Annotated in this window: 19 protein-coding genes; 5 read left to right on the forward strand and 14 right to left on the reverse strand. The window is 50.8% G+C overall.

What is annotated here, in order from left to right; all coding sequences use genetic code 11:
- Positions 1–3: 3 nt before the first annotated feature.
- A complete protein-coding gene (gene idi, locus AB4H76_RS04875; RefSeq protein ID WP_001192818.1) occupies positions 4–552 on the reverse strand; it encodes an isopentenyl-diphosphate Delta-isomerase in 549 nt (182 codons plus the stop codon).
- A 54-nt stretch (positions 553–606) separates the two neighbouring features.
- Here idi and AB4H76_RS04880 point away from each other — a divergent pair, with 54 nt between their 5' ends.
- Positions 607–678 carry a protein YqfH gene (locus tag AB4H76_RS04880; RefSeq protein ID WP_120795390.1) on the forward strand — a complete coding sequence of 24 codons (72 nt, stop codon included), beginning with the start codon at positions 607–609 and terminating at the stop codon, positions 676–678.
- Here AB4H76_RS04880 and yqfG read toward each other — a convergent pair.
- Entirely contained in the window at positions 675–800 is a 126-nt protein-coding gene (gene yqfG, locus AB4H76_RS04885; RefSeq protein ID WP_420062575.1) for a protein YqfG, read from the reverse strand. The two genes, AB4H76_RS04880 and yqfG, sit on opposite strands and share 4 nt — an antisense overlap.
- A 1-nt stretch (position 801) precedes the next feature.
- A complete protein-coding gene (gene uacT, locus AB4H76_RS04890) occupies positions 802–2250 on the reverse strand; it encodes a urate/proton symporter UacT (protein WP_001295374.1) in 1449 nt (482 codons plus the stop codon).
- Positions 2251–2685: 435 nt separating this feature from the next.
- On the opposite strand from uacT, the gene ygfT reads away from it, so the two are divergent.
- On the forward strand, positions 2686–4605 hold the full coding sequence (ygfT, locus tag AB4H76_RS04895; RefSeq protein ID WP_001300605.1) for a formate-dependent uric acid utilization protein YgfT: 1920 nt from the start codon (positions 2686–2688) through the stop codon (positions 4603–4605).
- Positions 4605–5093, forward strand: a complete 489-nt coding sequence (locus tag AB4H76_RS04900; protein WP_000838422.1) for a 4Fe-4S dicluster domain-containing protein — start codon at positions 4605–4607, stop codon at positions 5091–5093. Before ygfT ends, AB4H76_RS04900 begins: the two co-directional genes overlap by 1 nt.
- Before the next feature lie 35 nt (positions 5094–5128).
- On the opposite strand, the gene ghxQ is transcribed toward AB4H76_RS04900, so the two are convergent.
- From ghxQ to mocA, 8 genes are all read right to left on the reverse strand, one after another.
- On the reverse strand, positions 5129–6496 hold the full coding sequence (gene ghxQ / locus AB4H76_RS04905; protein WP_000012163.1) for a guanine/hypoxanthine transporter GhxQ: 1368 nt from the start codon (positions 6494–6496) through the stop codon (positions 5129–5131).
- 35 nt (positions 6497–6531) lie between these two features.
- Positions 6532–7848, reverse strand: coding sequence for a guanine deaminase (gene guaD, locus AB4H76_RS04910; protein ID WP_001299798.1), 1317 nt, complete (start codon positions 7846–7848; stop codon positions 6532–6534).
- Between the two features lie 17 nt (positions 7849–7865).
- Positions 7866–9266 carry a xanthine/proton symporter XanQ gene (xanQ, locus tag AB4H76_RS04915; protein WP_001280192.1) on the reverse strand — a complete coding sequence of 467 codons (1401 nt, stop codon included), beginning with the start codon at positions 9264–9266 and terminating at the stop codon, positions 7866–7868.
- A 164-nt stretch (positions 9267–9430) separates the two neighbouring features.
- The gene (locus AB4H76_RS04920; RefSeq protein ID WP_000583615.1) at positions 9431–12301 is read right to left on the reverse strand and encodes a molybdopterin-dependent oxidoreductase Mo/Fe-S-binding subunit; all 2871 of its coding nucleotides are present in this window, start codon (positions 12299–12301) and stop codon (positions 9431–9433) included.
- On the reverse strand, positions 12298–13077 hold the full coding sequence (ygfM, locus tag AB4H76_RS04925; RefSeq protein WP_000572462.1) for a molybdopterin-dependent oxidoreductase FAD-binding subunit: 780 nt from the start codon (positions 13075–13077) through the stop codon (positions 12298–12300). Before ygfM ends, AB4H76_RS04920 begins: the two co-directional genes overlap by 4 nt.
- 50 nt (positions 13078–13127) lie before the next feature.
- Positions 13128–14456 (reverse strand): putative aminohydrolase SsnA, encoded by a 1329-nt coding sequence (ssnA, locus tag AB4H76_RS04930; protein WP_085452715.1) that lies wholly within the window; start codon positions 14454–14456, stop codon positions 13128–13130.
- 2 nt (positions 14457–14458) lie between these two features.
- Positions 14459–17557, reverse strand: a complete 3099-nt coding sequence (ygfK, locus tag AB4H76_RS04935; protein ID WP_420062576.1) for a putative selenate reductase subunit YgfK — start codon at positions 17555–17557, stop codon at positions 14459–14461.
- A gap of 321 nt (positions 17558–17878) precedes the next feature.
- On the reverse strand, positions 17879–18457 hold the full coding sequence (mocA, locus tag AB4H76_RS04940; RefSeq protein ID WP_077491656.1) for a molybdenum cofactor cytidylyltransferase: 579 nt from the start codon (positions 18455–18457) through the stop codon (positions 17879–17881).
- Between the two features lie 102 nt (positions 18458–18559).
- Here mocA and yqeC point away from each other — a divergent pair, with 102 nt between their 5' ends.
- Both yqeC and yqeB read left to right on the forward strand, forming a co-directional pair.
- Positions 18560–19330 carry a selenium cofactor biosynthesis protein YqeC gene (yqeC, locus tag AB4H76_RS04945; RefSeq protein WP_077491654.1) on the forward strand — a complete coding sequence of 257 codons (771 nt, stop codon included), beginning with the start codon at positions 18560–18562 and terminating at the stop codon, positions 19328–19330.
- Positions 19331–19377: 47 nt separating this feature from the next.
- Positions 19378–21003 carry a selenium-dependent molybdenum cofactor biosynthesis protein YqeB gene (yqeB, locus tag AB4H76_RS04950; RefSeq protein WP_001020381.1) on the forward strand — a complete coding sequence of 542 codons (1626 nt, stop codon included), beginning with the start codon at positions 19378–19380 and terminating at the stop codon, positions 21001–21003.
- Positions 21004–21223: 220 nt separating this feature from the next.
- Here the strand turns inward: yqeB and arcC are convergent, their stop codons facing one another.
- Genes arcC through AB4H76_RS04965 form a run of 3 tightly spaced genes read right to left on the reverse strand, consistent with a single transcriptional unit; the run spans position 21224 to position 24853 of the window.
- Positions 21224–22156, reverse strand: coding sequence for a carbamate kinase (gene arcC, locus AB4H76_RS04955; protein WP_000037992.1), 933 nt, complete (start codon positions 22154–22156; stop codon positions 21224–21226).
- A 47-nt stretch (positions 22157–22203) separates the two neighbouring features.
- A complete protein-coding gene (gene hyuA / locus AB4H76_RS04960; protein ID WP_001264447.1) occupies positions 22204–23589 on the reverse strand; it encodes a D-phenylhydantoinase in 1386 nt (461 codons plus the stop codon).
- 52 nt (positions 23590–23641) lie between these two features.
- On the reverse strand, positions 23642–24853 hold the full coding sequence (locus tag AB4H76_RS04965; RefSeq protein WP_001107125.1) for a YgeY family selenium metabolism-linked hydrolase: 1212 nt from the start codon (positions 24851–24853) through the stop codon (positions 23642–23644).
- Positions 24854–24897 lie beyond the last annotated feature (44 nt).

Below are 24897 nucleotides of genomic sequence, written 5' to 3' on the forward strand. Positions count from 1 at the left end.
TTTTTATTTAAGCTGGGTAAATGCAGATAATCGTATTCTGGCTTCGCGATTTGTCGCCTGCATCACCATCCACGGACTGAACGCCCACGGCGTGGCATCAATACCGCGTAATACATCAGCTAAATCACACCATTGATAATCCATCACTTCATCATCGTTGATCTGTAACGCACTGGTGGTGCGTGCGGCAAATACCGGACACACTTCATTTTCCACAATGCCATTCGGATCGGTGGCGCGATAGCGAAAGTCAGGATAGATAGATTCAGGAGGCGTAATTTCCACGCCAAGCTCATAACGGCAACGGCGGATCACCGCGTCTTCGTTGCTTTCTCCCAGTTGTGGGTGCCCACAAACCGAGTTAGTCCACACGCCAGGCCATGCTTTTTTGCTCAGTGCGCGGCGGGTAACTAATAATTGTCCTTTGGCATTAAACAGCCAACTGGAGAACGCGAGATGTAAGCGGGTGTCTGCCGTGTGTGCGGCATACTTTTCCAGCGTACCCGTGGGAACTCCCTGTGCATTCAATAAAATGACGTGTTCCGTTTGCATAATTTCTCACATGTAATTCTGATCACTCATCATTATAGATAATTGAAGAGTGAAATGATTAACCAAGTGAGCGTTTATCGACAACCGCCCGTTTTGAGCGGATGTCGACAGGTAAAAACCATTTAAAAAAGTAGCATCATATATTTGAAGCGACTTTCAATGGCCATTGCAACATAGTCAGAAATGACAGGAATAGAGAGAGTAAAAAGCAACAGCAGACTGAATATAGCGCGCATTAAAAAATTCATATTATTCTCCATGCTCATTTTTCTTCAGCTTGCGCATCAGAAGCCACATACGTACTGTCCTGACTTTTAAATCTTTATCAGAGACGGATTCCTTCACCAGGTCAGCATGATGCTGGTAGCCATTAAAGAAGACATTCAGCACAACGGCGCTAAGGGTTGCGAGCATAATGCCGCTATGCAGCAACGGTTGCAGTACGGCCGGTAACTTAGAAAAGAAATCGTGAGAGAGCGTCGGAGTCATGCCAACGCCGAGACTGATCGCCACAATATAGAGGTTGTAACGGTTGGTGGTGTAGTTACAGCGCGACAGAATTCGAATCCCTGTCGCCAGTACCATGCCGAACATCACCAGCCCAGCGCCGCCCAGCACAAATTGCGGAATGGAGGCTACCAGCACCGCCATTTTTGGCACCATGCCAAACAGGATTAATATAATTCCCGAAGAAATACACACCCAGCGGCTATGAACGCGCGTCACGCTAACCAGGCCAACGTTTTGAGAAAATGACGTGTGGGGGAAGCTGTTAAACGTGCCACCAATCATTGTCCCTACGCCATCGACACGCAGCCCGCGAATAATATCGTGCGAAGAGAGTTTACGACCGACTATTTCACCCAGTGCCAGGAACATCCCCATCGACTCGATAAACACGATGATTAACACGGCAGTCATGGTCAGAATGGAAACGGGATCGAAAATCGGCATACCAAACGACATCGGCGTAACAATCGCAAACCATGAAGCATCATGTAGCCCGGATAAATTGACTTCATTCATCATCCACGAAAGTAAAAAGCCAAATACAATCCCCAGTAATACGGCGACGTTGGACATAAATCCTTTCGCATAGCGAGTAATGAGCAAGATAAAAATTAAGACGGCAAAGGAAATACCTAAATAAACGGGATTACCATATTGCGGATTCCCTTTACCTCCGGCGGCCCAGTCAATACCCACCTGAATGATGCTAAGCCCGATAGAAGTAATAACCACACCGGTAACCAGTGGCGGAAATAAAGGCATCAAGCGACCGATAAGAGGCGCTAATAATGTGGTGATAAAACCCGCGGCGATAGTGGCACCAAATATCCCCAGCAGGCCGATATCCGGGTTCATCCCAATGGCTATCATTGGTGTTACAGCAGCAAAGGTCACCGACATAATCACCGGCAGGCGGATCCCCATAAAGCGGCCGATACCGATACATTGCAATAATGTGACGATCCCGCAGCAAAAGAGATCCGAGCTAATGAGCATCGCAATAGCTTCTTTTGAGAGGCCCAGTCGGTCACCAATCATAAGAGGAACAGCGACTGCACCTGCGTACATGACAAGGACGTGTTGCAGACCGAGTATGATCAGCTTTCCTGGTGATAATATGCGGTCAACCTCATCAGTTGGGCGGTCTTGCCCAGAAGATGAGGGAAGTTGGGAATCTATAGCGCTCATCAGTGTTTCTCCTTTCGCCCGCCAGAGTAAAAAGCAACCGTTTACGTTAATGAAACTGTCTAAACACATGCTCGTGGAGTGCCAGTTTTTGCGAGGAAGGGGAGTTAGAGACAGGAATTGCGGAGGCAATCACATAATCGTGGTTAAACCACGAAAATGAGAAGAGAACCTGACAATGGAATTATCTGTAATTTTCTCATATTGATATTTCATTAATCATTCTGGCATGTCGCACTCTCGCATTTAATCGTTTTTATCTGGATAGCGCTCTTTTGATCGGCAATGTTGAAATAATGAAAGCGGCATAGATTGAGGGGCAATAATTTGAACTCAGTCGCAAAATTATAATTAAAACGGTCATGCTACCTAATATATGCCCGTTTATTGCATCGCGAAATTTGAGAAGACATAACTCATTAAATGAAAGGGAAGCAAATGAATAAGTTTATCGCTGCTGAAGCTGCGGAATGTATAGGCTGTCATGCTTGTGAAATTGCCTGTGCGGTGGCACACAATCAAGAAAACTGGCCGCTGAGTCACAGTGACTTTCGACCACGTATCCACGTTGTAGGGAAAGGCCAGGCTGCGAATCCGGTGGCCTGCCATCACTGCAACAATGCCCCTTGCGTTACGGCTTGTCCGGTTAATGCTCTGACTTTCCAGTCCGATAGCGTACAACTGGACGAGCAAAAATGTATTGGTTGTAAAAGATGCGCAATCGCTTGCCCCTTTGGCGTCGTTGAGATGGTCGATACGATTGCGCAGAAATGCGACCTTTGTAACCAGCGCAGTTCCGGCACGCAAGCCTGTATTGAAGTCTGCCCAACACAGGCGTTACGACTGATGGACGATAAAGGGTTACAGCAGATAAAGGTGGCCCGCCAGCGCAAAACGGCAGCAGGAAAAGCGTCATCAGACGCTCAGCCATCTCGCAGTGCAGCGTTGCTCCCCGTTAACTCGCGTAAAGGCGCAGATAAAATTTCAGCGAGTGAACGGAAAACCCACTTTGGCGAAATATATTGCGGGCTGGATCCACAACAAGCGACTTATGAGAGTGACCGCTGTGTTTATTGTGCCGAAAAAGCTAACTGCAACTGGCATTGCCCGCTGCATAACGCTATTCCGGATTACATCCGTCTGGTACAGGAAGGAAAGATTATTGAAGCGGCAGAACTTTGCCACCAGACCAGTTCCTTACCAGAAATCTGCGGCAGGGTATGTCCACAGGACCGTCTTTGTGAAGGCGCATGTACTTTGAAAGATCACTCTGGCGCAGTCACTATCGGTAATCTGGAACGCTACATCACCGATACCGCGCTGGCGATGGGCTGGTGTCCTGATGTCAGCAAAGTTGTTCCCCGTAGCGAAAAAGTGGCGGTGATTGGCGCTGGGCCAGCAGGGTTAGGGTGTGCTGATATTCTGGCGCGCGCAGGAGTTCAGGTTGATGTCTTTGATCGCCATCCAGAAATTGGCGGTATGCTGACTTTTGGCATACCTCCTTTCAAACTCGATAAAACGGTATTAAGCCAGCGGCGAGAGATATTCACCGCAATGGGAATCGACTTTCATCTTAACTGTGAAATTGGCCGCGATATTACCTTTAGCGATTTAACTTCTGAATATGATGCAGTTTTCATCGGCGTGGGGACTTACGGGATGATGCGAGCTGATCTGCCGCATGAAGATGCGCCCGGTGTCATTCAGGCTCTACCGTTCTTGACTGCCCATACCCGCCAGCTCATGGGGTTGCCGGAGTCTGAAGAGTATCCGCTGACGGACGTGGAAGGTAAGCGAGTCGTGGTATTGGGCGGTGGCGATACGACAATGGATTGTTTGCGGACTTCCATCCGCCTCAATGCCGCCAGCGTGACCTGCGCGTATCGTCGTGATGAAGTCAGTATGCCGGGCTCGCGCAAAGAGGTGGTCAATGCGCGCGAGGAAGGTGTCGAGTTTCAATTCAATGTTCAGCCGCAATATATCGCTTGTGACGAAGATGGGCGTTTAACTGCGGTGGGCCTGATTCGTACCGCCATGGGTGAGCCGGGGCCGGATGGTCGCCGTCGTCCTCGTCCGGTTGCGGGTTCAGAGTTTGAATTGCCCGCAGATGTTCTCATTATGGCCTTTGGTTTCCAGGCGCATGCCATGCCGTGGTTGCAGGGCAGCGGAATTAAACTCGATAAATGGGGCCTGATTCAAACCGGCGACGTTGGGTATTTACCTACCCAGACGCATCTGAAAAAAGTCTTTGCTGGTGGGGATGCAGTTCATGGCGCGGATCTGGTTGTCACTGCCATGGCCGCAGGAAGGCAGGCGGCGCGCGATATGTTAACTCTGTTTGATACGAAGGCATCGTGATGAAATCGTTAATTATCGTTAATCCGGCTGACTGTATTGGCTGCCGTACTTGTGAAGTGGCCTGTGTGGTCGCTCACCCTTCAGAACAGGAGTTGAATGCCGATGTCTTTTTACCCCGGCTGAAGGTACAGCGACTGGACAGCATCAGTGCGCCGGTGATGTGCCATCAGTGTGAAAACGCCCCTTGTGTTGGCGCTTGCCCCGTGGGGGCGCTGACGATGGGCGAGCAGGTGGTGCAGGCCAATTCTGCCCGTTGTATTGGCTGTCAGAGCTGCGTCAGTGCGTGCCCGTTTGGGATGATCACCATTCAGTCATTGCCGGGGGATACCCGGCAACAAATCGTGAAATGCGATCTCTGTGAACAGCGGGAAGAGGGGCCAGCCTGCGTTGAATCTTGCCCAACACAGGCGCTGCAGTTGCTTACTGAAAGAGAACTCAGGCGAGTCCGCCAGCAGCGTATTGTTGCCAGCGGTGAGAATCCTCTCTGAAAGAAATCTCCGCGCTGAAAGGCGCGGAGAATCTATTAGATTGCCCAACCACCCGCGTAAAATGCGACCAGTGCGGCAGTAATGATCACCGTACCAATATTCAGCTTTTGCCATTCGCGTGCAAAGACGCGGCCTACGACCAGTGTCACAAAGCCCAGCATAATACCGGTAACGATATTACAAGTCAGAACGATGAACACGGCACACACCAGGCCAGCCATAGCGTCAATAAAATCATTGAAATCCAGCTTCGAGACGTTACTTAACATCAGCAAACCTACGTACATCAGAGCGGGTGCAGTGGCGTAACCAGGGATCAAAAATGACAGCGGTGATAAGAACAGAATCAGCAGGAATAACGCCCCCACTACGGTTGCGGTTAAACCTGTTTTACCCCCGGCGGCGGTTCCTGCCGCTGATTCGATATAAACCGCTGCGGGCGCTGCGCCCACCAGGCCGGAGAATATTGAACTTACTGAGTCACTGGTCAGGGCTTTGCCGCCGTTGATGATCTGGTTGTCTTTATCCAACAAATTCGCCTGACCGGCGACGGCACGGATGGTGCCAGTAGCGTCGAACACTGCGGTCATCACCAATGCCAGTACACTCGGAAGTACAGTTGGCTGGAGTGCACCCATAATATCGAGGCTGAAAATCAGAGACTTACCATCTTCGCCAGTCAGGCTTGGCATCGCCACCAGACCGTGGTATTTCACCGCTGGGTCAAAGATTAAGCCGATGATCGAAATTGCAATAATCACCAACAAGATCCCGCCGGGTACGCGACACTTCTCCAGGCCGAAGATGACCGCCAGCCCCAGCAAGCTCATCATCACCGGGAAGGAGGTAAACGCACCGAGCGCAACTGGCAAGCCTTCAATCGGGTTTTTGATAACCATACCCACACCGTTAGCAGCAATCAGCAGCAGAAACAGCCCGATACCGATACCTGTACCGTGAGCGATACCCATCGGCAAATTACGTAAGATCCAGGTACGCACACCGGTTACGGAAATGGCGGTGAAGATGACGCCCATCAGAAATACCGCGCCCAGTGCGACAGGAACGCTAATTTGTTGCCCGAGTACCAGACTGAATGCGGTAAACGCCGTCAAGGAAATCGCGCAACCAATCGCCATTGGCAAATTAGCCCATAATCCCATCAGCAACGAGCCGAAGCCCGCGACCAGACAGGTGGCAACAAACACAGCTGCGGGAGGAAAACCTGCTTTGCCCAGCATTCCCGGAACGACGATAACGGAATAAACCATGGCCAGAAAGGTCGTTAAGCCAGCCAGTACTTCCTGACGAACGGTACTGCCACGAGCGGTAATTTTAAAATAATTATCCAGCGCGCCCTGTGGCTTTGGTGCGTCCGGTGTTTGTAGGATGTCTCCAGACATAATGATGTCCTCACGAGGATGTTAAAGTTTTATTATTAGTTGCGTTCGTACACCAGACGACCATCAACGTAGGTGCGGTAGATCGAACGGTCATCGCCCAACGTCATCATCACGAACAATTTGTCGACTAAAGAAACAGAGTTGTCATAGCGCAGCTGCTGTAGCGGAGTGGCGGTGGGTTCCATCACCACGAAATCAGCCTCTTTGCCAGGTAAAAAGTTGCCAATCAAATCGTCAAGGCCCAGAGATTTCGCTCCGCCGAGCGTGGCCAGGTAAAACGCTTCATATGCCGAGAGGCGATAGCCTTGTAATTGCAATACTTTGTAGGCTTCGTTCAGCGTTTGCAGCATGTTGAAAGTGGTTCCGGCACCGATATCCGTTCCCATGCCCACTTTAACTTTCTTCTGCCATGCTTTTTTCAAGTTGAATAAGCCGCTGCCGAGGTAAAGGTTGGAGGTCGGACAGAAAGCAATGCTGGATTTGGTTTCGCTGAGACGATCCCACTCTTTTTCTTCGAGATGGACGCAGTGAGCAAAGACACAGTTTTTACCGGTCAGGCCGTACTGATGGTAAACATCCAGATAACCATCATGGTCAGGATAAAGCGATTTCACCCAGGCAATTTCATCTTTGTTTTCACAGAGATGGGTATGTACCCACGTATCCGGATATTCTTCTTTCAGGCGTTGCGCCATCGCCATCTGTTCAGGAGATGAGGTCGGGGCGAAGCGTGGCGTAATCGCATATAGCAGACGACCATTTTTGTGCCAGCGTTCAATCAGTTCTTTGCTTTGGTGATAGCTGCTTTCGGCAGTGTCGAGCAGATAATCCGGTGCGTTACGGTCCATCATCACCTTACCGGCAATCATACGCATATTGATATGACTGGCGGCTTCAAACAGCGCATCAACGGATTGCGGATGAACAGTGCCAAACACCAGCGCCGTGGTGGTTCCGTTACGTAAAAGCTGCTTGATGAAGAACGCCGACATTTCGCGGGCGTACTCTAAATCCTCATAACGCCGTTCAGTAGGGAAGGTGTGTTTATTCAACCACTCCAGCAATTGCTCACCATAGGCCCCCACCATTTCACTTTGCGGATAATGGATATGTGTATCGACAAAGCCCGGTACTATCAGTTTGCCGCGATAGTCGCGCACGCGAATGGTGTCAGGAATTTGATGCTTTCCGTTTTCCCATTCGCCAAACCATTCCACTTTTCCCTGTTTAATGAGTAATAAACCATCCTCAATAAACCGCAGCGCAGAGGCAATCTCTTCCGGGTTATCGACCGTACGGGTGACATCAATAAAACTGCCTCGTACCGCTTTTAACGTGTGTTCTCCTGACATCATTGACTCCTTTACTGTTAATCCATCTCTTCCGCTGAGGTAATACCAGGCAGAACGTTTTCCTGTCGGTAGCCACCAGGGAGGATAATATTTAATAAAATCGCAGTTAACCCGCCAGCACAAATAGGGTTTTCAACTAATACATAAATAGAGGCTGGCAATATTTTAAAAATTTCGGGATCGTAGGAGACGCCAAGCCCTAAACCTAAAGAAGTGGCGACAATAAGTGTTTCACGCCGCTTTAATCCGTTGGTGATGATGATGCGAATCCCAGCGATGGCAATCATGGAAAACATCAACGTCATTGCGCCTCCCAGAACTGCCGAGGGAATGGTCGTGAAGAAGCCGCCAATCATCGGAAATAAGCCGAGGATAACCAGCATTACCGCGATGGTTCGCCCGACATAACGTGAAGCGACGCCAGTCATCTGAATAACCCCATTATTTTGCGCAAACGTGGTTAATGGTAATGAACCGACAGCGGAGGCGATAACAGAAACCAGACCATCTGCCAGCACGCCGCCTTTCAGTCGGGACTGATACTCTTCCCCCTGAATGGGGCGGCGGGAAACCATTGCCGTGGCGGTGATATCGCCGACTGCTTCCAGCACGCTAAGCAGATAAATCGTGCCAACCACCAGGAACTGATGGAAGCTAAAACTAAAGCCGTATTTGAACGGATGCGGGATGGTGATTAACGGCAAATTGCGCATACTGCTGAAATCCACCATGCCCAGGCATAACGATGCGATATAGCCGACACATAGCCCAATGGCGATCCCTCCCATGCGTAGCAACGGACTGCGACAGCAGTTAAAGCCGATCACCACAATTAAAACCAATAAACCAACGCCGAGATGTTCGTAATTGCCGAACGTACCGCTGCTTTTGGCTGCAAATCCTCCACCAAAATCGATAATGCCGACTTTAATCAGGCTTAAGCCGATCATCAGTACCACAATACCGCTGACGGTAGGCGTAATAACCCGACGTAAATAGGGCAAGATAAATGAAGATCCGACAACCAGAAATGCGCCAACGAAGGAGACGCCGAGAAGCGACGACATGATTAACTCTTCGTGAAAACCGTCGCTTTTCATGCTGCTGCCCAGCGCAATCATGACCGTAACAAATGAAAAATTGACTGACTGAATTGAGAGTAGGCCAGAACCGACGATGCCGTAGCGGTTTACTTGTAACCAGGTACCAATACCAGAGGCGATCATCGCCATAGAAACAAGATAGGCAGTTGTTTCAGCGGAAAGCTGTAAGGCCGCACCCACGATTAACGCGGGGGTTACCATCGGAACGAAAATTGCCAACAGATGGGTAATGGCACCAACGAGAGCCTGATGAAAGGGAGGGCGATCCTCCAGTTCAAATATAAGGTCAGAACCTGCATGGTTTATATCAGACATCCCTTCACTCCTTTTAAAGTAAATTTGATCATCTGAATTAGTAAAATAAATTCCCACGAATTTGGGGCGCAGGACGCCTTGAGAACGGCTTATCTCATTTTCGCAGTCACTATTTAGTCATCGTTCAAACAGAGAAACAGGCCGCCGAAGCGGCCATTTATTATTTATATTTTTTCCAGCGCAGTGAGTATTTTCTCCGGTGTGAAATGCCATTCGCGTAACCAGATGCCGCATGCATCGTGAATTGCGGTAGCAATCGCCGGAGCTGCGCCATTTACACCGATTTCCGAGATCGATTTCGCCCCGAACGGGCCGACTTTATCGTCGCTCGGCACCAGCACAGCGCGGAAATCACGCGGAATGTCACCAATTTTCGGTGCGCCGTAACTGCGTAAATCACGCGTTAACGGGTGACCTTCGGCGTCATAAATGATCTCTTCGCTCATACTGTGGCCGATAGCACGCAGGGTGGCACCGTAGATTTGTCCCAACGCTAACTCTGGATTGACCGGTGTACCGCAGTCCAGCAAGGCGTAGAATTTATCCAGGCGGATTTCACCCGTACGCGTGTTGACGGCAACTTCAGCGAAGTTTGCGCCATACGGGAAGGCGAAATCAGGCGTGATATAACTGCCAGTTCCCACCAGTGAACCAAAGCCGGTGCCGGTTTCGCCTTTATGGGCAATATCCCCGAAACTAACTTCGCCTTTCTTGCCGCGCACGACGCCCGGCGTTGCCAGTTGAACATCTGCCACTGGCTCACCCAACATTTGCGCGCCGTGGAACAGAATTTTCTCCCGTAGATTTTCCGCTGCCAAACGCGCCGCGTTACCCGAGAAGCAAGTACCGGACGAGGCATATGCGCCTTTATCAAACAACGCATGATCGGTATCACCGGAGATAACATGCACGTCCTGCGGTGGGCAGTGCAGCACTTCTGCTGCCAGTTTCGTCACTACAGTATCCAGACCAGTACCAATATCCGCACCGCCAGAATGAACGATAAAGGTGCCGTCCGATTCCAGTTTGATCATGCAGTTAGCCTGATCGATATCCGGGATACCCGATTTCTGCATGATAATGGCGACGCCGCGACCGATGTGCCAGTCACCATTTTGCGGTTTCGGTGACGACCATTGGATCATCTCGCGACCCTGACGCAGGATCTCTTCCAGTGCACAGCTGGCGGCGGAAGGAACGGAGGTCGGCGCTTTACCTTCACCGATTGCACCGAGAATTTTCAGCTCTTGCCCTTCGTGTACCCGGTTACGTTCGATAATTTCCAGTTGGTCGATCTGTAACTGTTCAGCCAGTTCCGCTAATGCCATGGTGATAGCGAAGTTACCTTTCGGTGCGCCATAACCCTGATAAGCACCATTTGGGCAAATGTTGCTGTAGTAGGTGGTGACCTGGAAATCGACGTTATCGCACGGATATAACGGCAGCGACAGCGCCGGTCCGTTACACGGTACGGTGAGTGAGTGGTTGCCGTAAGGGCCAGTGTTGGCGCGGAAATCCATCTTCACTGCCGTCAGGCGACCATCTTTTTTCGCTCCCAGTTTGACGGTGACTTTCGCGACGTGACGAGAGGTGTTAGCAATAAACTCTTCTTCACGGGTGTAGCGGAACAGTACCGGACGCCCGGTCACGCAGGTTGCCCAGGCGCACACTTCTTCCAGCAGGATGTCCTGTTTGGAACCAAAACCGCCGCCAACTCGCTCTTTAATGACATGAACTTTATGCTGTTTCATGCCCACGAGGCGCGCGACCTGGCGGCGTAAGTGCCATGGTACCTGGGTGGAGGCGTGGATAACCAGACGATCGCCGTCCATACGAGTAAAGCAGATATGTGTTTCAGTCGGGCACTGCTGCGCTTGCGTTGAGTTATAGGTTCGCTCAATGATCACATCGGCATCGGCAAAGCCTTTGTCCATATCGCCAATATGACCATGAATACTGGCGGCGATATTTTTGCGAGGGCGAGAACCGATCGGGAAGTTGATGATCATATGCTCGCCGCGCTGGGCTGCATGGCTGTTATCGTCTTCCAGAGTATCTGGCGCACCAGCAACATACACCACCGGTTCATCGTGCACGACAGGCGCATCTTCCGCCATTGCTTCGTCGATCGACATTACCGGCTTAAGCACTTCATATTCAACGTCGATGAGCTTCAGTGCTTCGAGCGCAATTTCTTCACTTTCTGCGACGACCGCAGCAACACGATCGCCGACGTGACGCATTTTCTTGCCGAACATACGGCGGTCAAGCGGTGACGGTTCCGGTGCGCTCTGACCACCCGGGGTATAGTAGATATCCGGGCAATTCAGGTGAGTAATAACGTGAACGACGCCCGGTAAGGCTTCAGCTTTGCTGACATCCAGATGAGTAATCAGTGCGTGAGCGTGTGGGCTACGTAACATTTTAATGACGCAGGCGTCAGCCGTTACGCGGTCTTCAACATAGCAGGGTTTCGCCTGCACCATTTTCGCGGCATCAGTTTTAGGATAATGCTTACCAATGACTTCTAGGTCGTCACGGAAAGTCGGAGCGATATCAATGGTGGCCTGCGGATTATTTTTACGTGCAACCGCCAGTTCAATGACCTGATAGTATTGCTGCCAGCCAGCATCGCGGCTGAACAAACCAGAAAGCGCGTCGTCGATCTCTTCGCGGGTAGGTGCGGCGATGCGATCGAGAAGATCGGTGATAATCAGAGCTGCAGCTGGATCGTTATAACCAGACTGCACCACGCCAACATCAACCATTGCCTGTTGAACCAGACTTAACTCGTTCCATTTGCCCAGAGATTCTGCGGTACGAATATCTGCCTTCTCTAACTGTGCGGCAATAAGCAAGGACGCGTTAACGATATTACCGTTAAAGATAATTGCGTCAGAACCGGCAAACCCGAAGCCATCATCACTGTTGCGTACAGAGTGCATTCCCATGTTAAACAACAGCTTTTGCACGTTTTCGCCTGGATTAACGGTTAGCTCCTGAGGCGCGCCATTTAAAGTAAAGTGGATGATCATACGGCTTCCTCCCCAGCCTGTTGGCAGTCGGCATACAGGTCGGCTACCAGAACTCCCGTGATATAGCGTTTATAGGCCACGCTGCCCCGCAAATCTTCCTGCGGGAAAATGGCGTTGGCGACAGCCTGTTCAAGTGCATTGCCTTCCAGATTTTGTTTTTCGACATCGTGCAGACGCAGTGCTTTACTGGCGACGCCATCCAGCGCAATTCGCATACCGTCGTGGTCTGTCATTGCAACGGCTGCCGTCACGACGGTTAAACCTGCCTGAGAACGGCTAATTTTCCGGGTCGCACAGGTGCGATACGGATCTTTAATGATAATTTCGGTTAGCAGGCGATCGCATGGGCAGGCCAGGTAGTCCTCGATTGACAGCGTTTCGCCGTTGCCAAAAACCAGTTCAGCATCCAGTGCCAGCAGGACGGGAAGCAGCACCGACTCTTCCTGGCGGGCGGCGATTTCACCACCAATGGTCGACTGATTACGAACATGGCGTGAGTAAACAAAACCGAGGGCTTCACGCAGTGCTGCAGGAATAAATCGCGCATCACGCAGTGGCTGCAAGCGAGACATTGCACCAATCCGCAGTGCACCGTTATCCCAGTCAACCCAGTCTAGTTCCAGATCCTGTAAGGAAATGGCAATCTTTTTATCGGTACGGGTTGGTGTAGCGTTGAGTTTGCTGCCCCCGGCGAACCAGACGGCTTCATCCTGGTAGCGGCGCTTCAGTTCCAGCGCCTGTTCGACAGAGTCGGGCCTGAAAAATTGTTCAATCATCTTCTTTCCTTATTTAACCCTCTTCCCTGCGGGAAGAGGGCATCTGTCATTTATGCCAGCGCATCCATCCGACGCCACATACTGGCAGCGGCTTTTCTGGCTTGTGCATAAATGGAATCGCAATCGAAGTTAAACTGACGGTCTTCATAGACCATCACACCATTGACCATCACGCTGTGAACGCTGCCTGAGCCCATACCGAAAGCGATATGCCCGGCGATATTGTCTGCCAGCAGCGGCGTCGGCGAGTTGTAATCGCAAATGGTTAAATCGGCTTTGTAACCGGCTTCCAGAAGACCAAATTTCGCGCCAAAGTTGCGGCTCATCAGTTCGTTACCGTTAGTCAGGGCTTTGGCAAAACTGTCAGGCCACAGCGGACCACCCGCATCGCGATGTTTAAAGAAGGCAAATTTCATCTCTTCAAACATGTCCGAACCAATGCCGTCCGTTCCCAACGCCAGATTGCGGATGTCGCTAAGGTGATGGTTGTAGCCGACATGGTTGTTCATGTTTGAACGGGCGTTATGCACCAGGAACGCATCGCGCTGATTGAGTAGGGCGATGTCATCTTTCGACAAGTACAGCCCATGAGCGACCAGCGTTTTGCTGTCGATGAGATCGAATTGCGCCAGTCGTGCCAGCAGGTCTTTGCCGTACCAGTGGTGACTGTAGGAAACGTCGTAAAGGTCTTCCGCAGCGTGAATATGCAAACCACGACCTGTGGCTTTCACGGCTTCACGCAGCATCTCCAGACCGGCATCTGGCACGGTAAACGGTGCGTGAGCGCCGATATGTGCTTCCACCAGATACGGCTCGGTTGCTGCTTTCTTCGCCTCATCAATCTGACGGGCGAAGCGGATGTTTTCTTCTACACCTTCCTGCAACTCTTTGATGCCGTTGTTACGGTCAGTAGTTTCAAAACAGGTCATCGCGCGCAGGCCAACTTTTAAAAATGCGTCGCGCAATGTGGAGAGCGACCCGCCGATATACGCCGGAGAGGCATGGTGATCGATAACCGATGTACATCCGCTCTTAATCGCTTCCAGGGAACAAATCAGCCCGCTGTAATAGAGCGACTCTTCATCAAGGGCGCGATCGAGCCGCCACCAGAGATTTTTCAGCGTTGAGATGAAATCCGGGCAGGGGGCGATGTTTGCCATAATTCCGCGGGAAAGCCCCGAGTAAAAATGGTTGTGTGAGCAGACAATTCCCGGCATCACAATCCGACCATGCATCTCTTTGTAGCTGGCATCGGGGTAGCGTTGCGTCAGGGCATCGCCGATAGCGACAATTACATCATTTTCGATAGCGATATCAACGCTTTCCTGCACTTTCGCCGGGTGTAACTGCACTACGGTGACATTCTTCAGAATCAACATGATTACACCTCCACGCGGCCCAGCAGATAATGATGATGCTGGTGGACATGGCTGATGATGCGGCACATATCGTTCAGCTCCGGTGGTACGTTGTTGAACTGACCTTCGCTGTCGATGTTTAACACCCAGCTTTGGTTATTCAGTCGTACTCGTACCCGGCAATCTTCCACAAGGAAGCCTGGGTTGCTGCTGTTATCAAAGTCTTGCGCCAGGCTGAAAACGGTGATTTTGTCTTTGTATGGTTTACCGTTCCACGGACAGAACTGAGCGCAGTTGCCGCATTCGTTACAGTAAGCGTCGAGGTGCAGCGTCTGGAATCTATTCTGGAAGCCTGGGACCGCAATGGAGACGTTGGCGCGGTTCGGGCAGACATCCACACACTTGCTGCAAACGTAGTTACATTCAAGGCAGCGAGCAGCTTCCTGCGCGACAAACGCATCACGATCGTCACTGTTCACCAGCGTGATAGAGATATCGCCTTTACGTTGATAGATTTCCGCCGGATTGACGTTGTTCCAGTATTTATCGTTCTGGTGGGAACGGATATTTTCCCGACTAAGGATGGCATCGGTCGCCCGACGCGCGGTTCCGACAGCAGCGACAATGGAGGATGGTCCGCGCTGTACGTCGCCGATCATAAAGACGTCAGTCAGACGAGTTTCGCCATTATGGTCGACGTCTGGCCAGCCGTTTTTGTCCAGCGGCACGCCCATCGCATTCAGGGCTTCAGTATCCTGCTGTTCACCAATGGCGGTGATCAGGCTGTCTACAAGCAGTGTTACTGTTTCATTGGTTTCAACCGGACGACGACGACCTTTCTCATCCGGTTCGCCAAGCGACATAACGCGCAAGGTTAAGGTGCCATCAGCATCGAAACGTTCCGGATTATTCAGGAAACGGAACTCTACGCCGTCGTGCAACGCTTCTTCATACTCTTCGCGCCATGCGGGCATCTCTTGTAGTGAACGACGGTAAACGATCGTTGCTTTTTCTACGCCTGGAACGCGTAACGCCGCACGAGCGCAGTCCATTGCGGTGTTACCCGCCCCGACAACGACCACATGTTTGCCCAGCTTGAGCGCTGTACCCTTGTTGTATTCACGCAGGAAGGGGAGTGATTTCCAGACATTTTGGTTGTCGCCCGCCAGTTTCACACCGCTATTTTTATCGGTGCCTGTTGCAATCAGAACATAATGGAAGCCCTGATTTTTTAACTGTTCAACGGTCAAATCGGGTGAGCAGCCATACTCAAATTTCACGCCGTGAGCGGCAACAAAATCGATATCGTGCTGAATTAACTCTGCAGGAATACGGAACTGAGGGATGATATTTTTCACCACGCCGCCCGCATTGGCTTCGCGTTCAAACAGCGTAACCGGATGGCCCGCTCTGGCAAGGAAGTAACCTGCTGCCAGACCCGCCGGACCTGCACCAATCACGGCAACCGGATGGCGTGAACCAGAACCGGCTGGTTTGTGCCAACGTTGCTTATATTTATCCCAACCTTTTTCCAGCGCGACTTTTTTCAGTTCGCGGATATTCAGTGCACTGTCGTAATCCAGGCGGGTACAGTTGTATTGGCACTGGTGATCGCAAATATGACCGGTAATGGCGGGCAGGGCGTTGCGTTGGTAGATAAGTTCCAGCGCGTCGGCATAGCGGTGTTCGCCAAGCAGACGGATGTATTCCGGAATATCTTGCTTGATAGCGCAGGCAGTAACACAGGGGGCAACGTAGCAGTCGGTCAGCGGCAGGTCTTCTGCCACTTCAATACGCTCTTCTGGCTTCCAGTGTTTCTGGGTGTATTCCATGGTTAGCGCGTCTGCTGCCAGTTTGTTCAGTCGTTCGACGTCAACATGGTCAAGTCCCCAGGCGTCGGAGCCTTCCAGCTCGCGCATGCAGGCACTTAAGCGCAGATAGCCACCAGGTTTCAGCAGGTCGGTTGCCATCGTGATAGGGCGAATACCAGTATCAAAAATATCGCGGATAGTCAGCTGACTGGCACCACCGGAATAAGAAATGGGCAGTTTGCCGTCAAAGGCGCGAGAGAGAACTGCTGCAACATTGATGGAGAGCGGGAACAGCGCACGGCCTGACATATACATCTCTTCACCGGGCAGTGCGCCTTTATTGTTGATGGTGCCGAGAGTGTTAGTCAGTTTTACGCCAAAGCCGAGTGATTTTTCTTTTGCCAGTGCCATCAGGCGTTCCAGCATTTCCAGCGCTTGCGTCAGCTTGAGGTCGTGATCAAATGACTCTTCTTTTAAGCCTATGTAACCGAAACCGCAGACATCAAGGATCTCACGAACACGCGCGTACCCCAGTAAGGTTGGGTTAAGTTTCACAAAGGTGTTGAGCCCTTTTTCTTCCAGCATGTAACGGCAAATGGCTTCGATTTCATGCGGAGGACAGCCGTGCATGGTGGAGAGGGTGACGCCCTGCACCATACTGGTGGGGATGCGAGTGGGTAAGGCTTGCAAGCTTTCGCGTTTTTCCTGCAATCCGTGGCGGGCTAAAAATGCGTCATCCTGGAGTAATTTATTCAGCGTATCGCGATATTGCGCGAATTTCGGATGGTCAGATGCGTCCATCATATTGTCGATGAACTGTTGCATCGGCGGTTGCTTAATACCTTCGAGGTTGTAACCGACACTCATATTAAAGATGAACGATTTACCGGAATCAGAAGGCTGGAACATCGCTTCGAGAAGGTGCAGGGCAAACCAGGCTTTGAGGTATTCATCCCAGGCTTTAAGCAGGGTAAATTCGGTAGACCATTCGGTGTTAAAACACTCGTCTTCGGCATCGATACAGGGCTTTTCCAGCTCCAGGCGGTCAAGAATTTGGACGGTTTTTAGTTCGATGAAGCGTCCGCCAGTCAGCCAGGAAGTGACAATATTTTGCGCGAGCTGCGTGTGCGGGCCAGCGGCAGGGCCGACGGGAGTGGCACAGGTTTCACCGAAGACGCTAACAGTTTTACCTTTTACGGGTGAGTAAAACTGTTGCTCGGGAATACCAAAGATTGAGCGTTGTTGTTGGTATTCATCAAATATGCGCGTCAAAAGTTCCTCAAACGGAATGGGACGCATAATATCCCCCATAACCCTCTCCTTAGCTTATACAGATATCATTGAGTGACCGGTGTTGAGAAATCCGGTGGTTTAGGGGGATAGAGCAACAATCGCACCACTCTTGCCAGGTTTGGCGAGAAATATAAAAAAATGTGAGGCGGCTCGAAACTTAAGGGCTTTTTGTGAATGAACTCACAGGTGCTAAATGAGAATTAAAATCACTCCTGAAAATTATTATTGCCAGCCCATGTATCACTTTTTCTCTTTTCTCAAAATCAGTGATTCCTTATCATTATGATAAAGAGTGCTGGAGGGATTAAATATTTGAACGCAATCGTTTAACTACGTTTTCTAAATTTCAGTATACCTTTTCTTCGCTGTAATAAAGTCGTCCGGAGTATCAATATCTAAAATTATTTCTGCATTTTCTATTTCGACGGAATAATGATCTCCCATAAGGAGTGCCTGACGCATATTGGTGATATTGGGTCGCTGGATTGCCTGTATCAGGCATGGTTTTGACACTAAAATCGGATGGCCGGGGATGCCATTATGGAGTGGCAGTATTGCGCCATCATTTCGTAACGACCAGATTTTTCTGAAAATATCGATGGTGAGGGTTGGCATGTCACCGTGGGTGAGAAAACAATGTTCTGTTTGCACCGCGGGTACTGCGGCCTTTACTGATGTTAGTAAACCCTGCGCATAATCTGGGTTGTGGATAATAGTGATATTGCTCTGGTTCGCATAACGTTCGTGCAGTTCATTACCACGATAGCCGGTGACTAAAATAATTCGGCTACAAAACTGCAACGCATTTTTGATACTTGTATCAAGAATTGTTCCCTGTTGCCAGGGTAACATCATTTTCCATTGCCCCATTCTTGATGATAATCCGGCAGCGGTAATTATACAGTCGATGGCTGACATAGTGGTTCCATTATTTATAGGGGCTAATAACGCCTGATAATTGCGTTACTTCCTGATGGATTAAGTTGGGGATAATTTATCCCAGAGAGGTCATAAAGACTCGTGAAAAGTATAATTGACCCGTCGGCATTAGTCATTGATTTAGGCGCGCAGAAACGTCCCACTGTGATTTCTGTTGTTGGTGCAGGGGGGAAAACCAGCTTGCTTTTTTGGCTGGCAGAACTGCTCCAGGCTAGCGGCAGGCGTGTGTTAATCACGACGACAACACATATGTTTATGCCAACGTCTCACTGGCCCGTGGTTTTCTGTCGTGATCCCGCCATGCTTCCTCATGCGTCTCTTACATCCCCCATTTCATTTTGTTTTCATAGCTGGAAAGCGAACCAGGGAAAAGTGCAGGGATTTACGCCAGAAGCGATTGATGCACTGGTGCAACGACCAGAGTGTGACGTAATTCTCATTGAAGCAGATGGCTCGCGTGGAATGCCGTTAAAAGCGCCTGATGAGCACGAACCTTGCATACCCAAAAGCAGTTGCTGCGTGATTGCTGTGATGGGAGGACATACTTTGGGCGCGAAAGTGAGCACAGAAAATGTCTATCGCTGGTCGCAGTTTGCTGATATTACCGGGTTAACACCTGATGCAACCTTGCAACTGAGCGATCTCGTTGCGCTGGTTCGCCACCCTCAGGGGGCGTTTAAAAACGTACCGCAAGGTTGTCGGCGAGTCTGGTTCATTAACCGTTTTTCTCAATGTGAGAATGCGATTGCACAAAGCGAGCTCCTTCAACCGCTGCAACAACATGACGTAGAGGCAATCTGGCTGGGCGATATACAAGAACATCCTGCAATCGCGCGCAGATTTGTGAATTAGCGGCCCGGGTATTCCGGGTTACTGAAAGGATATCCATTGAGGTTGGTATGAATATTTTCACAGAGGCTGCAAAACTCGAAGAGCAAAATTGTCCGTTTGCGATGGCGCAAATTGTTGATAGCCGAGGCTCGACTCCCCGCCATTCTGCACAAATGTTAGTGCGCGCCGATGGTTCTATCGTCGGTACAATTGGTGGCGGAATGGTTGAGCGGAAGGTGATTGAAGAGTCGCTTCAGGCATTGCAGGAACGTAAGCCGCGATTATTCCATGGACGTATGGCTCGTAACGGTGCGGATGCTGTCGGGTCAGATTGTGGAGGTGCAATGTCAGTATTTATCAGCGTCCATGGTATGCGTCCACGTCTGGTGTTGATTGGCGCGGGGCATGTCAACCGGGCGATAGCCCAGAGTGCGGCGCTATTAGGATTTGATATTGCCGTTGCCGATATTTATCGCGAAAGCCTCAATCCTGAACTATTCCCACCATCAACCACGCTTCTCCATGCTGAGTCGTTTGGTGCGGCAGTGGAAGCACTGGATATTCGCCCTGATAATTTTGTCCTGATTGCCACGAATAATCAGGATCGTGAAGCCCTCGACAAACTCATTGAACAGCCCATTGCATGGTTGGGGTTGCTGGCAAGTCGTCGCAAGGTTCAGCTTTTCCTGCGTCAATTGCGTGAGAAAGGCGTGGCTGAAGAACATATTGCCCGTTTACATGCGCCCGTTGGTTACAACATAGGTGCGGAAACGCCGCAGGAGATCGCCATCAGCGTGCTGGCAGAAATATTACAGGTGAAAAATAACGCGCCGGGTGGGCTGATGATGAAACCTTCTCATCCTTCCGGACACCAGCTGGTGGTGATTCGCGGTGCGGGAGATATCGCCAGTGGTGTGGCGCTACGTCTGTATCATGCGGGTTTTAAAGTGATCATGCTGGAAGTGGAAAAACCGACAGTGATTCGTTGTACCGTGGCGTTTGCCCAGGCCGTGTTCGATGGCGAAATGACGGTCGAAGGCGTCACTGCCCGCCTGGCAACCAGCTCTGCGGAAGCGATGAAACTTACCGAACGCGGATTCATCCCTGTGATGGTAGATCCCGCCTGTTCATTGCTTGATGAACTGAAACCGCTTTGCGTGGTGGACGCTATTCTGGCGAAACAGAATTTGGGAACGCGGGCAGATATGGCACCAGTAACAATCGCGCTTGGGCCGGGCTTTACTGCTGGGAAGGATTGTCATGCGGTAATTGAAACAAATCGCGGGCACTGGCTCGGTCAGGTGATTTACTCTGGTTGTGCGCAGGAGAATACCGGTGTTCCTGGCAATATTATGGGGCATACCACCCGACGGGTGATCCGTGCTCCTGCTGCAGGCATTATGCGATCCAACGTGAAATTAGGCGATCTGGTGAAAGAGGGCGATGTGATTGCCTGGATTGGTGAGCATGAAATTAAAGCACCGTTGACGGGGATGGTGCGTGGCTTGTTGAACGACGGCCTGGCAGTGGTTGGTGGTTTTAAAATTGGTGATATCGATCCTCGTGGTGAAACCGCTGATTTCACCAGCGTTTCTGATAAAGCCCGGGCGATTGGCGGCGGCGTACTTGAGGCGTTAATGATGTTGATGCATCAGGGCGTGAAAGCGACAAAAGAAGTGCTGGAAGTGGCTTAAATGAAAATGGCCGGATGGTATTACCCACCCGGCCTGAGACTGATGACAAACGCCAAATTGCCTGATGCGCTACGCTTATCAGGCCTACAAGTGCATTGCAATCTATTGAATTTGCGATGTTTTGTAGGACGGATAAGGCGCTCGCGCCGCATCCGGCATCAACAAAGCGCACTTACTTGACAATCTTTGGCCGGATGGTATTACCCACCCGGCCTTTAAATTACTGACAAATCACCGTTCCTGTTTTGCCTTCAATCCCTTCTTTCGCTTTGCTCAATACGGTAATCAGTGCTTCACGACCTGCGCGAGAGCGAGCAAACGAGGCGGCAGCTTCCACTTTAGGCAGCATAGAACCTTTCGCAAAATGACCTTCTTCGATAAAGCGTTCAGCATCACTTAATGACAGGCGATCGAGCCACTGTTCATTCTCTTTACCGAAGTTAATGGCCACTTTTTCTACCGCAGTCAGAATGATCAGCATATCGGCATCAATCATTTCTGCTAAACGGGCGCTGGCCCAGTCTTTATCGATAACCGCGCTGGCACCACGCAGATGGTTACCTTCACGAATAACAGGGATACCACCACCGCCAACGGTGATCACCACCTGGCCTGCATCTACCAGAGCTTTAACCGTTTCTTTTTCAATGATATCAACCGGTTTTGGCGAGGCAACAACACGGCGATAGCCGCGACCAGCATCTTCTTTCAGAGTGTAACCCTGTTTTGTCAGTTGCTCTGCTTCTTGCTCGGTAAAGAACGAACCGATCGGCTTGGTCGGGTTGAGGAATGCCGGATCGTTAGCGTCGACTTCGACCTGAGTAACCAGCGTTGCTACAGGTTTATTAATGCCCCGAGAAAGCAGTTCTTCTCTTAAAGCGTTTTGTAGATCGTAACCAATATAACCCTGGCTTAATGCAACACAGACAGACATCGGCAGCATTGGCGAGTGCGCTTCAGTTTTTGCGGCAGCTTCAAAGGCCTGGTTAATCATGCCCACCTGCGGCCCGTTACCATGAGTGACGATAACTTCATGTCCCTGGGCAATTAAATCAACAATTGCCTGAGAAGTAATTTTTACCGCTTTCATTTGCCCGGCCAGGTCATCGCCCAGCGCATTCCCGCCCAGGGCGAGAACAATTTTCTTACTCATTTTTCCTCACTCATCATTCTTGATTGTGTATAGATCCCTGGCAGTGGTTAGAGCACGGGAGGGACAAACGGTTTGCGTCGCAGGAAACGACCTCGCCCGGCTTTGCCTGTAAAGGTGCCGTCACAGAAAATCGTTTCACCACGGGATAAGGTTCTGACAATCGCGCCCTGACAGGTAAAACCCTCCCATGGCGAGTAGTCGGCGTTGTCGTGGAGATGGCGATGCTGAATTTGTTGGCTCTGACGTGGGTCGATAATCACCACGTCGCCATCGGAACCGGGCGCTAATAATCCTTTTTGCGGCCACAGGCCAAACAGCCTGGCGGGCATTGCGCTGGTTAATTCAACAAAGCGTTCCGGTGTTATACGTCCCGTCATCACGCCACTGGAAAACAGTAACTGCATGCGGTTTTCCACACCGGGTAAGCCATTTGGGCAGCGACTGAAATCGCCTTTAGAAATTTGCAGGCGTTGAGCCATTGAGAACGTGCAGTGATCGGTCGCCACCACGTCAATCGCACCATCGCTGATGCCACACCACAGTTTGTCCTGCTCGCGTATGTTACGCAGCGGTGGGCTAAGAATGAACTTCATGCCATCTTCTGTATCGTAACTGCGTTCGTCCAACAGGAGATATTGTGGGCAGGTTTCAACCCAGACTGGCTGGTGATTCGCACGGGCAAGCCGCAGATAATCCAGACCTAAGCCGTTAGACAGGTGCACGATATAGAGCGGGGCGTTACCGGCAATTTGTGCCAGGTTAATCATGCGGGCGATGGCTTCCGCTTCGCATTCCAGAGGGCGACTCAAGGCATGATAGCGCGGTGCGGTTAACCCTGCGGCGATAAATTCCGCCCGCTTGCTGGCGATAGCAGCATCATTTTCCGGGTGCACGGTGGTCAGCGCGCCGGATTCATGCAAGCGGCGTAATGCCTGCAAAACTTCGTCATCGTTGAGTTTGTATTGATAGGTTAAATAGAGTTTAAAACTGCTCAGTCCTTCCTCGACCATCATCGGGATTTCGTCGAGGATGGCGTGATTAATGTGCTGGATCACACCGTGAAAGCTGTAGTCGATGACCGCCTTATGGGCGGCATAGCCACGATAAACCTCCAGTTGATGGCGTAACCGACAGCCGTTTGGGCCAAATCCCATATGGTCAATAATGGTTGTTGTACCGCCACACGCAGCTGCGCGGGTACCGGTAAAAAAATCATCACAACTGCGCGCGATGCCGACATCAATATTGAAATGCGTATGGACATCCACGCCGCCAGGGAAAACGTAACAGCCAGTGGCATCAATTTCTTCATACGGGAGCTGCGGCGAAATATTGTTGCCCAACTGGCGAACAATCCCGCTTTCAATCAGCAAATCCTGTTTGGCTTGTCCATCTGCGTTAACGACAGTGCCGTTTTTGATCAATACGCGCATAGCAAACTCCAAAAACCCTCCGGCGAACCGGAGGGGAATAAGTGAAGAGTAATTATTCGGTTGCCAGCCAGCTTAACGGGATTGCAGCGTACATCGCGGCACAGGTCACCAGGTGAGATTTCCAGGTTTTTTCGTTAGGTGCATGCGCTTCAGGTTCTTTACCCGGGCCAAAGCCGATCACCGGAATGCCGTGACGGCCCATGATAGATACGCCGTTAGTTGAGAAGGTCCACTTATCAACAACCGGCGCTTTGCCAAACAGCCCTTCGTAGGCATTCACCAGTGCTTTAACGGTGAAGTGATCTTCTTCCACTTTCCAGGTCGGGAAGTAGCATTCGGTTGGGTAAACCAGGCCAGTCCAGGACGGACGGTCGTAGTTGTACATAGAAACAACCGCGTTAGCTTTCTGTACTGCAGGCAGGGCGCGGATTTCGTCCAGCGCGCCTTCCCAGGTTTCGCCCCAGGTCAGACGGCGGTCAATAGAGACGGCGCAGCTATCTGCTACAGCGCAACGGCTTGGGGATGTGAAGAAGATTTCAGAAACGGTGAGGGTGCCTTTGCCGAGGAATTCGTCATAACCCAGACGTTGGGAGAGTTCTTGTAATTCGCCAAGAATCGGACCCATTTTGAAAATGGCGTTGTCACCGCGTTCTGGCGCAGAACCGTGGCAGCTAACACCCTGAACATCAATACGAATTTCCATACGACCGCGCTGACCACGGTATACCTGGCAGTCGGTTGGTTCGGTACTGACCACAAATTCCGGGCGAATGCCGGATTGTTCAATAATGTACTGCCAGCACAGACCGTCGCAGTCTTCTTCCTGCACAGTACCGGTAACCAGCAGGGTATATTCATCTTCCAGACCGAGGTCTTTAATGATTTTACCGGCATAAACCATAGATGCCATGCCGCCTTCCTGGTCGGAAGTCCCGCGACCACCGATCAGCTCATCAGTTTCCATGCCTTCGTACGGATCGAAGTCCCAGTTTTTGATGTTGCCAATGCCGACGGTATCGATATGAGCGTCCATTGCCACCAGACGCGGGCCGTGGCCGATATAACCGAGAACGTTACCCATCGGGTCGATTTCAACTTTATCGAAGCCGACTTTTTCCATCTCTTCTTTAATACGATGTACTACGCGTTTCTCGTCGCAGCTTTCACTGGGAATAGCAACCATGTCGCGCAGGAAGCGAGTCATATCCGCCTGGTAATCTTTTGCTTTTTCAAGAATCAGTTTGAATGGAATATTCTTAGCCATTATTTTTCTCCAGATTTTTTACTCCCCGTTTTGCAGGGAGCAGT

The sequence above is a fragment of the Escherichia sp. UTM R2 genome, from assembly GCF_048593455.1.
GTDB lineage: Bacteria > Pseudomonadota > Gammaproteobacteria > Enterobacterales > Enterobacteriaceae > Escherichia > Escherichia coli.